This is a genomic window from Micromonospora sp. NPDC049523 (assembly GCF_040676775.1).
In the GTDB taxonomy this organism is placed as follows: Bacteria; Actinomycetota; Actinomycetes; order Mycobacteriales; family Micromonosporaceae; genus Micromonospora_G.
The window spans coordinates 160,769-172,981 of sequence record NZ_JBFAPP010000008.1 but is presented as its reverse complement, the minus strand read 5'-3'; the positions used below and the strand labels follow the sequence as shown (position 1 = coordinate 172,981).

The window sequence follows — 12,213 nt, the reverse complement described above, 5'->3', positions numbered from 1 at the left end:
GTGACCGCGTTGCTGGCACCGACGCCGTCGGCGGGAGGGCTGTTCGGCCGGCGGTTCCGGGGGCTGAGCGTGGGCATGGTGGCGCTCATCTCCCTGCTCGCGTTCGAGGCACTCGCGGTCGCCACCGCGATGCCGACGATCGCGCACGCCCTGGACGGCTTGCGGCTGTACGCGCTCGCCTTCGGCGGGCCGGCCGCCGCAGGGGTGGTCACCATGGTCGTCGCCGGCATGTGGAGTGATGCGCGTGGGCCGGCCGCCCCGGTGTGGCACGGCGTCGGCTGGTTCGTCGTCGGCCTGGTGGTCGCCGGCACCGCCCCGACCATGGTGCAGTTCGTGATCGGGCGGGTGCTGCAGGGACTCGGCTCGGGACTGCTGATCGTGGCGCTCTACGTGGTGGTGGCACGGGTCTACCCGGAGACGCTGCACCGGCAGGTCTTCGCCGCGTTCGCCGCGGCCTGGGTGGTGCCGTCGCTGGTCGGACCGGCGATCGCCGGCCTGATCGTGCAGTACGCCGGCTGGCGCTGGGTGTTCCTCGCCGTACCGGCGCTGGCGGTGCCGGCGGTGCTGCTGGTCCGCCCCGCCCTGCGGAGGATGGGCGGCCAGCCGGCGCGCCCGCTCGTGCCCGGCTCGGTACGCCGGATCGGCTGGGCGTGCGGGGCCGCGGTGAGTGCCGGACTGCTGCACATCGGGGGGCAGCAGCACGGCACTCTCGCGGTCGTGTTGATCGTGCCGGCCCTTGTCGGCCTGGGAGTGTGCGTACCCCGGCTGTTGCCGGCCGGGGTGCTGCGGGCGGCACGCGGGCTGCCGACGGTGATCGCGTTGCGCGGGCTGGCCGCGGCGGCGTTCCTCGGCGCGGAGGTGTTCATCCCGCTGCTGCTCACCCGGGAGCGGGAACTCGCCCCGGCGCTGGCCGGTGCCGCGCTCGCGGCCGGTGCCGTCTCCTGGTCGTTCGGCTCCTGGTTGCAGGGGCGGGTCGGGCAGCCGAGGTCGCGAGCCACCCTGCCCCGGGTCGGGTTGCTGCTGATGGCCGCCGGTATCGCCGCCGCCGCGCCGCTGATGCTGGCCACGGCGGTGCCGGTGGTGCTGGGCATCGTCGCCTGGGCGGTGGCGGGACTCGGGATCGGGCTCGCCTACCCGTCGATCTCGGTGCTGACCCTGGAGCTGTCGGAGCCGCAGGAGCAGGGCCGCAACAGCTCGGCACTGCAGCTCAGCGACTCGTTGTCCGGTGCGACCGTACTGGCGTTCACCGGGGGGTTGCTCGCCGCGACGACCGCACCGGGGCCGAGCACGTACCTGGCCGGTTTCGCGGTCGCGACCGGTCTGGCGTTGCTGGCCGGGCTGGTCGCCGGACGGGTGAACCCGCGTACCTGAGAGCGCGTCACCCCGTGGGGGGCCAGCTCTCCGGCCAGGTGCGCAGCGACCGGTCGAGCGCGTCGACCATCAGGTCGTAGGACCGGTTCAGGTCCTGCGGCAGCCCGAACCCGTGGGCCGCCTCCAGGGTGACGAATCCGTGCAGGGCACTGCGCAGCGCCCGAGTCGCGTCGATCGCCCGGTCACCCTCCAGGCCGTACGCGGCGAGCACCGCGAAGACCACGCGTACGGTCCGTTCGGCGGCGGCGACGTGCGCCGGGTCGCCCGGATCCGGTGCCCGCAGGGTGGCCGCGTAACTGCCCGGGTGGGTACGCGCGTAGTCCCGGTACGCCGAGGCCATCGCCCGTACGGCGGCGGTGCCGGAGAGCCCGACCGTGGCATCGGTGACCCGTTCGGTCAGCTCGGTGAGCGCCCGGGTGGCGAGTTGCTGCGCCAACCCGTCCAGACCCCGTACGTGTTTGTAGAGGCTGGGCAGGCTGACGCCGAGCTGCTGCGCCACGGCGGCCAGGGTGAGCCGGTCGAGTCCCTGCTCGTCGGCGACCCTGGCCGCTTCGGCGACCACGATGGCCGGGGTGAGGCCTGCTCTAGGCATTCGAGCTGACCCGGTTGACGAAGGTGACCAGCGCCGGGTTGACCAGTTCGGGGTACTCGGTCATCGGGTAGTGGCCGCTGTTCGGCACCAGCATCAGTTCGCCGTTCAGCCGATCGGCTGTGTACCGGGCCTCGCCTGCCGGGTCGGGGAAGTCCGGGTCCTTCTCGCCCATCACGACCAGCGCGGGTGCCCGGACCGCGCCGAGTCGTCCCTCGACGACGGCGTGCGACAGCTTGGTGGTCTTGACGAACGAGCGCCAGTGGTCGCCCCGCCGGAAGTTCGCCGCGATCTCCGCCAGGTGTTCGGCCTGGTCGGCCGGGGGCCGTCCGGGGTAGAGCGTCTTGAGGTACGCGCGCCAGGCGGCCGGTCCCCAGGGCTTGAGCAGCAGCAGCCGCATCGCGAGGCCCAGGACCGGGTTCAGCTTCGGGTCCCGGACCAGCGCGCCGAGCAGTACCAGTCCGGTGATCTTGGTTGGTTCGGCGGCTGCGGCGAGGATCGCGGCGCTGCCGCCCATCGAGTTGCCGACCAGGAACGCCGGACCGCCGAGGTGGTCGACGAGGGCGAGGGCGTCGCTGGCCAGCGCCTCGTCGTCGTGGTCGCGGAAGCCGTCGTCGCTGTCGCCGTGGCCGCGCAGGTCCAGCACGGCGACCCGGTAGCCGGCGTCGACCAGGACGGGTTCGGTAAAGCGGTATATCGAGCGCAGCTCGCCCATGCCGGGTAGGCAGATGACCAGGGGGCCTTCGCCCCGCACCGTGTATGCGATCCGGCCTTCGCCGCGATCAAGGAAGTTAATCGTCATAACCACAAAGCTAATGCCATTAACCAGAATCGTCAACTGTGAAGCAGGTCACCGTCACGCATTGATCGGTCGCCCCGTCCCACACCCGGAAAGGAGCACACGATGAAGGTTCTGGTCACCGGTGCCAGCGGCACGCTCGGCCGGGCGGTCGTACCGCGCCTGCGGGCCGCGGGGTTGGACATACGAGGAATGAGCCGGCGGCCGCGACCGGCCGCGGACGGGGTCGAATGGGTGGTCGCCGACCTGGCCGCCGGCACCGGTGTGGATCTGGCGGTCACCGGCGTGGACGCGGTCGTCCACCTCGCCTCGGCGACGAAGTCGATGAGCGCGCGGGTCGACGTGGCCGGCACTCGCCGGCTGGTCACCGACGCCGCCGAGGCCGGGCTACGCCACCTGCTGTACGTCTCGATCGTCGGCATCGACCAGGTGCCGCTGCGGTACTACCGGCTCAAACTCGCCGCGGAGCAGGTGGTGACGGCCGGTAAGGTCCCCTGGAGCATCCTGCGGGCCACCCAGTTCCCGCAGTTGCTGGACCAGATGCTGGGCGCCGCCAGCCGGCTCGGGCCGGTGCTCGGCGACCGAGCCCTGCTGGCCCAGCCGGTCGACCCGCGCGACGTGGCCGGCCGGATCGCGGACCGGCTGGCCGCCGGCCCGAGTCAGACCATCGAGGAGTACGGCGGGCCGCAGGTGCTCCGGTACGACGAGGCCGCCCGCGCCTGGCTGACCGCGCGGAACCGGCGCCGGCCGGTGCTGTCGATCCGGTTCCCGGGAACGTTCGGCCGGACCGTACGCGCGGGTGCGCTGACCACCACCGCCGCCCCGACCGGCACCCTGACCTGGGCCGACTACCTCGCCGACACGTACGGGGGATCAGCCGGGAAATGAGGGTTTCTCGGACAATCCGTCGCCCTAACGTGAACCCATGCTTCAAATCGCCGCAGCACTGCTGCTCTACGTGTGTGGATTCCCGTGCCTCTATGGGGTGATGCGCATCGCCGTACGCCACGGTTTGCAGGACGTGGCCCAGGCTCGACAGGAGAACGCCGCCGAGCAGGCCGCCGAGCGAGCCCGGCTGGAGGAGCGCACCTTCGCCCGGGAGAACGCCTTCCTCACGGGTAGCTGACGACGCTCTCGCTCCGGTCGGCCCGGCCGCTCCGCCGGCTCGGTCGGCCCGGCTGCGCTGCCGGCTCGGTCGGGCCGGGTGGGCGCAGGCGGGCCGGCGGTGCGAGGATCGAGCCGTGATGGGGACCTTGCAGACGGAACCGGCCCGTACCCGCCTCGACCTGCTCGCCCCGCCGGTGGCGGCAGCCGTGCAGGCCTGGCCCGCGGACGGTTCGGTGCCGGTGGACGACATCCTGGTGGCGCCGATCGACGCCACGCTCGCCGACACCGCCGCCTTCTGTGCGGCGTACGAGGTCGGGCTGGACGTGTCGGCGAACTGTGTCGTGGTGGCCGGCAAGCGGGACGGCGTGACCCGCTACGCCGCGTGCATGATCCTGGCCACCACCAGGGCGGACGTGAACGGCGTGGTGCGCCGGCAGCTCGACGTACGCAAGGCGAGCTTCGCCCCGATGGACGACGCGGTCAGCCTCACCGGCATGGAGTACGGCGGCATCACGCCGATTGGGCTGCCCACGGAATGGCCGATCCTGGTCGACGAGCGCGTCATCGACACCAAGTACGTGATCATCGGCTCCGGCGTCCGGCACAGCAAGATCGCGGTGCCCGGTCGGGCCCTGGCCACCCTGCCCAACGCGCGCGTGGTCCCGGACCTGGCCCGACCGGCCGCCTGAGTCGACCTCGAAGTCCTGTCGTTCCTGCCGCGACGACGGTTCGAAGAAGATCAATACTGTTTCACGTGCAACAGTCGAATGTGCTGGTCAGGCGGCTGCTTCCCGCTGAGCCACCTCGGCCAGTGCGGCGAGCAGGGTCTCCGTCTCCTGGGCGCCGGTGACCGCGTACTTGCCGGCCAGCACGTAGGTCGGCACGCTGCTGATGCCCAACTCGCGGGCCTCGTTCAGGGCTGCCCGTACCTCTGCGGTGCCGGCGGTGGAGTCGAGGAACTCCCGTACCTCGGTCTCGTCCAGCCCGACCCCGGCGGCGACGGTGGCGAGCGACGCCGCCGACCCGACGTCGACGCCGTCGACGAAGTGGGCCCGGTAGAGCGCGTCGACCATCTTGCTGTCCAGGCCGCGCTGACCGGCGAACCAGACGAGCCGGTGCGCGTCGAAGGTGTTCGCGGCTACCGCGTGGTCGTAGTGCAGGACCAGTCCGGCACCGGCAGCGACATCCACGACGCGATTGATCATCTGTTCCGCGCGCTGCCTGCCACCGAACTTCGAACCCAGTGCGTCCAGCACCGGCAGCGGCTCGGGGACCGGCGACGGGTCGAGCTGGAACGGCCGCAGCCGGACCGTCACCTCGCCGTCGTAGGCCTTCAGTGCCTCTTCGAGTCGGGTCTTGCCGATGTAGCACCAGGGGCAGACGACGTCCGCATAGAGATCGATTTCCACGCTGAGGTCAACGCGCGGGGTCAGCCGATCTGTTCCCGTACCTGCCGCTTGAGCCGGGCCAGGATCGCGGTGCCGCCGCGTACCCGCAGCGGGCTGATCGCCTGCGCCAGGCCCATCCGCTGGTAAAGATCATCGGGTACGTCGAGCACCTCCTCGGCGCTCGCCCCGGACAGCCCCTCGGCGAGGATGCCGGCGAACGCGCGGGTGGTCGGCGCCTCCGGCGGGCAGTCGAACCAGGTGTTGACCGTGCGCTCCGGGGTCACCTCGGCGCGGAGGAAGAACGAGGTCTGACACTCCGGAACCTGCTCCATACCGGCGTGCCCAGCCAGCTCCGCCGGCAGCGGCGGAACCGCGTCGGAGTATTCGAGCAGCATCTCCAGTACCAGCTCACGCGGTGCGGAGGCGAACTCCTCGACGATCTCGTCAAGCTTCGGTGGCATGCGGTCCAGGCTACTCAGCCGACCGGGCGGCCGGCCCACCGCCGATGCCAGCCGGTGACGAGACCTTCCGCACTGTCAGCTGTTCGAACTCGCCTCGCTGATCTCGCTCAGCGCGGAGGACGGGTCGAGCTGCTGGGCCAGGTCGCCGAGCGAGATGATGCCGACCAGTTGGCGGTCCACGTCACACACCAACACCCGGCGTACGGCCCGTTCCCGCATCAACCGAGCCGCCTCCGCCCCGGTCGAACTCTGCTCGATCATCACGATCTCCCGGGTGGCGATCGAGCCGAGCGTCGTCTTCGCCGGATCCTTGTGCTCGGCCACCGCCCGCACCACGATGTCCCGGTCGGTCACCATGCCGTACAGGTTCTGCCCGTCGGTGACGACGATGTCGCCGATGTCCGCGTCCGCCATCGCCCTGGCCGCCTCGTCGAGGTTGGTCTGGGCCGACAGGTAGACGACCTTCCGGGTCATCAGGTCGGCGACCCGATAGCTGGTCATGAGAGCCTCCAGAAATTGTGTACGTCGATATCAGTTCGGTACCCCGTGGCCGGAACGTCACACCCGGTTGGGATCCCCGCCTCACCTGCTTGTCCGGGCTCGCCCGGTATCGTGTGCTGTTGCTGATCGCGTGAAAGGTGAACAGGTGAAAGCCACCGAGTTGTCGATCTCCGGTGCCTGGGAGTTCGTGCCCCAACAGTTTCCCGACAGCCGTGGCAACTTCCTCGTCTGGTACGACGCCGGCGCGTTCTCCGAGGCGTTGGGTTTCGAGTTGTCCGTCGCCCAGACCAACCACAGCGTCTCCAGCCGCGGTGTGGTCCGGGGCATCCACTGGGCCGACGTACCACCCGGACAGGGCAAGTACGTCTACTGCCCGCAGGGCGCCCTGCTCGACATTGTGGTCGACCTGCGGGTCGGCTCGCCGACGTTCGGCCAGCATGAGGTGGTTCGCCTGGACACGGTCGACTACCGGGCCCTCTACCTCTCCGAGGGACTGGGCCACGGCTTCGTCGCGCTCGAGGACAACACCGTGCTCAGCTACCTCTGCTCGACCGGCTACGCGCCGAAGCGCGAGCGGATCGTGAACGTGCTCGACCCGGAACTCGCCCTGCCGATCCCGGCCGACATCACCCCGAACCTCTCCGAGCGGGACGCCAACGGCCCCACCCTGGCCGAGTTGCGCGACGCGGGCCTGCTCCCGGCGTACGACGAGTGCCTGCGCTACTACGCCTCCCTGCGCGCCGACCAGCGAGGCTGATCGACCCACCGGTTCGTGGCGCTGACCGGACCACCGGTCAGCGCCCGGCGGCGGCCCGCTTACCGCATCACCGCTCGTCGCGGCCGACCAGCCGCCGCAGTCCGTCGTCGATCGCGGTACGCAGCATCTCGCCGTACCCGTCCTCGGGGAGCGCGCCGACGTGCTCCCGGGCCTGTTCGAAGGCGCGGCGGGCCGGCTCGGGCTCACCGAGTTGCTCGCGGGCCAAGCCCACGCTCACGTACAGCGACGGGTAGAAGGCGGCCACCCGTTCGTCGCCGACCCGGTCCGCCCGGTCCAGCGCCTCGGTGTTCCACCGGAGGATTTCCCGTGGGTCGTCCTGTTGCCGGGCTAGGTAGTGCGCGGCAACACAGGCGTCGTAGTCGTCCACGCTGGCCGTCCACGCCTGCTCGTACAGGGCGAGGGCGTCCGACCGTCGCCCCTGCGCCTCGGCCCGCATGCCGTCCTGACACAACCTGAGCACCGGATTGTCGAGATCCATCGTTCCGCCGTCCTCGCTCCGAGATGACCCGCCCGGCGGCACAGGAAAGGCCGCCGGGCGGATCATCAGCCCTCGAGCAGGTCGAGGGTCAAGCCGAGCGCCACGCGGCTCGGCCTGCCGATGCGGGCTCGCGGGACAGCGCCGATGCGGGCTCGGCGGGACAGCGCCGGGTCAGGCGAGCTGGCCGGTGAGCTGGGCGACGATTTCGGCGACCGGCAGCTCGACCTGCTCCCCGCTGGCCCGGTCGCGCAGCTCGGCGTACCCGTCGGTCAGCCGGCGGCCGACCACGACGCTGCGCGGGATGCCGATCAGCTCGGCATCGGCGAACTTGACCCCGGCGGACACCTGCGACCGGTCGTCGACCAGCACCCGCAGACCGGCGTCGGACAGCTCCCGGCCGAGCGCCAGCGCCGCCTCGACCTGCGGACCCTTGCCGGCCGCGACCACGTGTACGTCAACCGGCGCGACCGCTGCCGGCCAGGCCAGACCCCGCTCGTCGTGGTGCTGTTCGGCGATGGCCGCGACCGCGCGGGACACCCCGATGCCGTAGCAGCCCATGATCGGCCGTACCGGCTTGCCGTTCGGACCAAGTACGTCCACCGCGAACGCGTCGGTGAACCGGCGACCGAGCTGGAAGATGTGCCCGATCTCGATCCCCCGGCGGATCGTCAGCTCGCCGGACCGGCAGGCCGGACAGGGGTCACCGGCGCGGACCTCGGCCGCCTCGATCGTGCCGTCCGGGGTGAAGTCCCGCCCGCTGACCACGTTGACCGCGTGCCGGCCGGCCTCGTTCGCGCCGGTCAGCCACGCGGTTCCGGTCACCACCCGGGGATCGACCAGGTAGCGGATGCCGAGCTTCGCCAACACCTGCGGTCCGATGTAGCCGCGGACCAGGTCGGGATGGTCGGCGAACCCGTCGAAGAGCGTGGCGGTGTTCGGGTACAGCGCCACCTCGACCCGCTTCAGGTCCACCTCCCGGTCACCGGGTACGCCGATCACCAGCAGCTCCGGTTCGGCGACCCCGACCCGGCGTACCGACAGGACCACGTTCTTCAACGTGTCCGCGGCGGTCCAGTCGTCCCGGCCACCGAGCCTGCGGTCGTTCGCGACCTGCACCAACGCCTCGATCGTCGGAGTGTCCGGGGTGTCGTACGCCTCCGCGGCCGGGAACGAGTCCACGTCCCCCGCGGCCGGCACCGGCGTGGTCACCGCCTCGGTGTTCGCCGCGTAGTGACAGGCGGTGCAGCCGACGAAGGTGTCCTCGCCGACCGGGGTGGCGGCCAGGAACTCCTCCGACGCCGACCCGCCCATCGCACCCGACGACGCGGCGACGATCGTGTAGTCCAGCCCGAGCCGGTCGAAGATCCGCTGGTACGCCATCCGGTGCTGGTCGTACGCCGCCTGCAACCCGGCCTGGTCCAGGTCGAACGAGTAGGCGTCCTTCATCAGGAACTCCCGCCCGCGCAGCAACCCGGCCCGGGGCCGTGCCTCGTCCCGGAACTTCGTCTGCACCTGGTAGAGGATCACCGGAAAGTCGCGGTACGAGCTGAAAAGGTCCTTCACCAGCAGCGCGAACATCTCCTCGTGCGTCGGCGCGAGCAGATGCTCGGCACCGCGCCGATCCTTGAGGGTGAAGATGTCGTCGCCGTACTCGGCCCAACGGCCGCTCGTCTCGTACGCCTCGCGGGGCAGCAGGGCGGGAAAGTGCAGCTCCTGGCCACCGATCGCGGCCATCTCGTCGCGTACCACCTGCGCCACCCGGTCCAGCATCAGCTTGCCCAGCGGCAGCCAGGTGTAGCCGCCCGACGCGGCCCGCCGGATGTAGCCGGCCCGGACCAGCAGCCGGTGGCTCGGCACCTCCGCGTCCGCCGGATCCTCCCGGAGCGTACGAAGGAACAGCGTGGACATCCGAAGCAGCATCCAGGCAGCCTGGCATGTCGCAAACCCGACGTCCAAGCATTTCGGTACGACCAGCAACCTCGCGTCGCAGGGTCGCGTCTTGGGTGGCATGACTTGCCCACGTTCCACTACCCCAAGGATCGGTTCGGGTGGATCCCTCACTTAGCGAGTTCGACAACTTCGTCCGTACCCGTACCCCGGCGCTGCTGCGCTCGGCGTACCTGCTGACCGGCGACCAGCACCTGGCCGAGGACCTCGTCCAGTCGGCGCTGGCACGTACCCACCGCTCCTGGCGGGGACTGCACCAGACCGGCAACGCCGAGGCGTACACCCGCAAGACCATGTACCACCTGCAGGTCTCTTGGTGGCGGCGGCGCCGGGTGACCGAGTCGATGACCGGTGAGATGCCCGAGCCGCGCCGGGACGCCTCCACCGACCACGCTCACCAGACCGCGTTGCGGCTCTCGCTGCGGGCGGCACTGCTGAAGCTCTCCGCGAAGCAGCGTGCGGTGCTGGTGCTGCGCTTCTTCGAGGACCGTACCGAGGCCGAAGCCGCCGAACTGCTCGGCGTCTCCGCCGGCACGGTCAAGAGCCAGACCTCACGGGCGCTGGCCCGACTGCGCACCGTCGCCCCCGAACTTGCCGACCTGTACCTCCTGGAAGGGAGCGTTCGATGAACATGGACCGTCTTCGCAGCGACCTGGCCGACCTGGCGGAGGAGGTCGCGCCGGTGGACCTGCGGGACCGGACCCTGCGTACCTCTCGCCGGATCGGCATCCAGCGGACCCTGGCCTCCTCGGCCGCGGCCCTGGTGATGCTCGGTGCCGCGACCGGCACCGTGTTCGCCTTCTTCCCCCGTAACGACGTCGGTCCGGCACCGGCCACGACGACGCCACCGGCGGTCGTCGAGACGACCACGCCGCCGACCCCGAACCCCGGCGTGACCGCCGACCCGAACGCCACCGCGGACCCGAGCCGCACCGGCGACACGCCGGTCCAGCCCACCGGGCTGGGCGCCGGCTACTGGTACCACGTGCAGGTGGGCGGCGAGAACGGCAAGACCGGCGGCAAGCTCTGGCACCAGGCACCCGGCGGGAAGTGGCAGGTCGGCAAGACCGTCGCCAAGGACAGTGCCGACTTCGTCGAGGTCGTGTCACCGGACGGACGCCTCGTCACCTGGTACGACAACAAGTCGACGCCGATCAAGCTGCGGGTGAGCAACATCGACGGCAGCAACGCCCGCACGCTGGCCACCTTCGACACGCCCACCTGCAAGCGGCCCTCGTGGGCCGACGGTTCCAGCCGGATCGTCTTCGGTGCCGGTCAGCAAACCTGGAAGATCGAGACGATCGGGACCGACGGCAGCGGCCGGAAGGTGATGGAACAGCAGCAGGGCTCCTGCGACGAGGTCGTGGCATCCGATGACGGCAGCACCCTCGCCGGTGCCACCGACGGAAAGATCACCGTGATCACGACGGGGAACGCGAAGAAGCGGACGCTCACCCCGAAGGTGCCGGCCGGCCTGGTCGTGCACAACGTGGCCGGGCTGTCGGCCGATGGCAAGCGGGCGGTCGTCGGCACCCACGTGCCGACACCGGGCGAGTGCGGCTGCAACTGGAACATCAGGAACTTCCTGGTGGACCTCGGCACCGGCACCAGTGTCGAACTGGACCGACCGCTGGGCCTGGACGCCGAGCGGGAGGGCACGGGCTGGATCGAACGGGCCGTGTTCCTGCCGTCCGGTGCGGTCGTCGCGCAGATCGACCTTGCCCGGATCGGTGCGGACGCTCCCGCGTACTCCCTGGGGACGTTCTCGGCGGCCGGGAAGCTGACGGGCACGACCGCTGTACCGGCCGGATCCGTCTACGGCCAGTTGGTGACGTACCGGCCGTAGCGGTCGCGGTAGTCGATCGACGAAAGTGGCGGTGCCGAGCAGTCTTGTCGGTGCCGCCACTTTTGGCGTACCCGGCGGTAACCTCGCTCGGTCGGGTGCGAGACTCCGAGAGGACCTGGTGGCAGGCCGCAAATTCAGGAGGATGCGGATGCGCTGGCGCAGCTACGTGGCGGTGGGAGACAGCTTCACCGAGGGCATGGACGACGCCTACCCGGACGGCACCTACCGGGGGTGGGCCGACCTGGTCGCCGCCCGCCTGGCCGTCGAAGCCGGCCCTGATTTCGGGTACGCGAATCTCGCGATCCGGGGTCGGCTGTTCCCCAGCGTGGTGGCCGAGCAGGTGCCCGCGGCTCTCGCCATGCGCCCCGACCTGGTCAGCTTCGCGGCCGGCGGCAACGACGTACTGCGCCGCAACTTCGACGCCGAGGCGCTGACCAGCCGGTTCGACCAGGTGATCAGGGACTTCCGGGAGGCCGGCGCGGACGTGCTGGTGTTCCGGTTCGCCGACATCGTGTCCCGGCTGCCGGGCCAGCGGATGATGGCTCCCCGGGTGGCGATACTCAACCGCGCCGTCGGCGAGACCGCCCAGCGGTACGGCGCCACGCTGGTCGACCTCTTCGCCGACGACGTGTTCCAGCACCCTGAGTTCTGGAGTGCGGACCGGTTACACCTCTCCGCCGCCGGTCACCGCCGGGTGGCCGGGCACGTCCTGGGCGCGCTCGGCCTGCCGCCGGACGAGCAGTGGCTGGTCGTACCGCCGCAGCCGGCGCCGACGCCCTGGCTCGCCGCCCGTGGCGCCGACCTGCGATGGGCCGGTCAGCACCTGGCTCCCTGGATCAAGCGCCGCCTCACCGGCCGCTCCTCCGGTGACACCATCACCGCGAAGCGGCCCCTGCTCAGCCCGTTCACCGACTGAAATTCGGCGGCTCGCCGTCGACCTCGGCACCA

15 protein-coding genes are annotated in these 12,213 nt (G+C 70.9%); 8 read left to right on the top strand and 7 right to left on the bottom strand.

Going from position 1 to position 12,213, the window contains the following annotated elements; all coding sequences use genetic code 11:
• Window positions 1-1,371 carry an MFS transporter gene (locus AB0J90_RS14765; protein ID WP_363595950.1) on the top strand — a complete coding sequence of 457 codons (1,371 nt, stop codon included), beginning with the start codon at window positions 1-3 and terminating at the stop codon, window positions 1,369-1,371.
• A 7-nt stretch (window positions 1,372-1,378) separates the two neighbouring features.
• Here the strand turns inward: AB0J90_RS14765 and AB0J90_RS14760 are convergent, their stop codons facing one another.
• Together AB0J90_RS14760 and AB0J90_RS14755 are read right to left on the bottom strand one after the other, a co-directional pair.
• A complete protein-coding gene (locus AB0J90_RS14760; protein WP_363595949.1) occupies window positions 1,379-1,963 on the bottom strand; it encodes a WHG domain-containing protein in 585 nt (194 codons plus the stop codon).
• Window positions 1,956-2,762, bottom strand: a complete 807-nt coding sequence (locus AB0J90_RS14755) for an alpha/beta hydrolase (protein ID WP_363595947.1) — start codon at window positions 2,760-2,762, stop codon at window positions 1,956-1,958. The genes AB0J90_RS14760 and AB0J90_RS14755 overlap by 8 nt, the downstream gene beginning before the upstream one ends.
• A gap of 102 nt (window positions 2,763-2,864) precedes the next feature.
• Between AB0J90_RS14755 and AB0J90_RS14750 the strand changes: the two genes are divergently transcribed.
• The 3 genes from AB0J90_RS14750 to AB0J90_RS14740 all read left to right on the top strand — a co-directional run bounded on the left by AB0J90_RS14750 (window position 2,865) and on the right by AB0J90_RS14740 (window position 4,555).
• Entirely contained in the window at window positions 2,865-3,647 is a 783-nt protein-coding gene (locus tag AB0J90_RS14750) for an NAD(P)H-binding protein (protein ID WP_363595945.1), read from the top strand.
• A gap of 37 nt (window positions 3,648-3,684) precedes the next feature.
• Window positions 3,685-3,885: a hypothetical protein gene (locus AB0J90_RS14745; protein WP_363595943.1), complete on the top strand. Its 201-nt coding sequence runs from the start codon at window positions 3,685-3,687 to the stop codon at window positions 3,883-3,885.
• A 118-nt stretch (window positions 3,886-4,003) separates the two neighbouring features.
• On the top strand, window positions 4,004-4,555 hold the full coding sequence (locus AB0J90_RS14740; RefSeq protein WP_363595941.1) for a YbaK/EbsC family protein: 552 nt from the start codon (window positions 4,004-4,006) through the stop codon (window positions 4,553-4,555).
• A gap of 87 nt (window positions 4,556-4,642) precedes the next feature.
• On the opposite strand, the gene AB0J90_RS14735 is transcribed toward AB0J90_RS14740, so the two are convergent.
• From AB0J90_RS14735 to AB0J90_RS14725, 3 genes are all read right to left on the bottom strand, one after another.
• Complete coding sequence (locus AB0J90_RS14735) at window positions 4,643-5,275, bottom strand: DsbA family oxidoreductase (RefSeq protein ID WP_363595939.1); 633 nt, start codon at window positions 5,273-5,275, stop codon at window positions 4,643-4,645.
• 20 nt (window positions 5,276-5,295) lie between these two features.
• Window positions 5,296-5,724, bottom strand: a complete 429-nt coding sequence (locus AB0J90_RS14730; RefSeq protein ID WP_363596261.1) for a SufE family protein — start codon at window positions 5,722-5,724, stop codon at window positions 5,296-5,298.
• A gap of 66 nt (window positions 5,725-5,790) precedes the next feature.
• On the bottom strand, window positions 5,791-6,216 hold the full coding sequence (locus tag AB0J90_RS14725; protein ID WP_363595937.1) for a CBS domain-containing protein: 426 nt from the start codon (window positions 6,214-6,216) through the stop codon (window positions 5,791-5,793).
• 145 nt (window positions 6,217-6,361) lie between these two features.
• Here AB0J90_RS14725 and rfbC point away from each other — a divergent pair, with 145 nt between their 5' ends.
• Window positions 6,362-6,973, top strand: a complete 612-nt coding sequence (rfbC, locus tag AB0J90_RS14720) for a dTDP-4-dehydrorhamnose 3,5-epimerase (RefSeq protein ID WP_363595935.1) — start codon at window positions 6,362-6,364, stop codon at window positions 6,971-6,973.
• Window positions 6,974-7,040: 67 nt separating this feature from the next.
• On the opposite strand, the gene AB0J90_RS14715 is transcribed toward rfbC, so the two are convergent.
• Together AB0J90_RS14715 and AB0J90_RS14710 are read right to left on the bottom strand one after the other, a co-directional pair.
• Window positions 7,041-7,472: a hypothetical protein gene (locus tag AB0J90_RS14715; RefSeq protein WP_363595933.1), complete on the bottom strand. Its 432-nt coding sequence runs from the start codon at window positions 7,470-7,472 to the stop codon at window positions 7,041-7,043.
• Window positions 7,473-7,643: 171 nt separating this feature from the next.
• A complete protein-coding gene (locus tag AB0J90_RS14710) occupies window positions 7,644-9,392 on the bottom strand; it encodes a proline--tRNA ligase (RefSeq protein ID WP_363595931.1) in 1,749 nt (582 codons plus the stop codon).
• 128 nt (window positions 9,393-9,520) lie between these two features.
• On the opposite strand from AB0J90_RS14710, the gene AB0J90_RS14705 reads away from it, so the two are divergent.
• The 3 genes from AB0J90_RS14705 (at window position 9,521) to AB0J90_RS14695 (ending at window position 12,181) form a co-directional block, all read left to right on the top strand.
• Window positions 9,521-10,048, top strand: a complete 528-nt coding sequence (locus AB0J90_RS14705; RefSeq protein WP_363595929.1) for a SigE family RNA polymerase sigma factor — start codon at window positions 9,521-9,523, stop codon at window positions 10,046-10,048.
• On the top strand, window positions 10,045-11,265 hold the full coding sequence (locus AB0J90_RS14700; protein WP_363595927.1) for a hypothetical protein: 1,221 nt from the start codon (window positions 10,045-10,047) through the stop codon (window positions 11,263-11,265). Before AB0J90_RS14705 ends, AB0J90_RS14700 begins: the two co-directional genes overlap by 4 nt.
• A 148-nt stretch (window positions 11,266-11,413) precedes the next feature.
• Window positions 11,414-12,181, top strand: coding sequence for an SGNH/GDSL hydrolase family protein (locus tag AB0J90_RS14695; RefSeq protein ID WP_363595925.1), 768 nt, complete (start codon window positions 11,414-11,416; stop codon window positions 12,179-12,181).
• Window positions 12,182-12,213 lie beyond the last annotated feature (32 nt).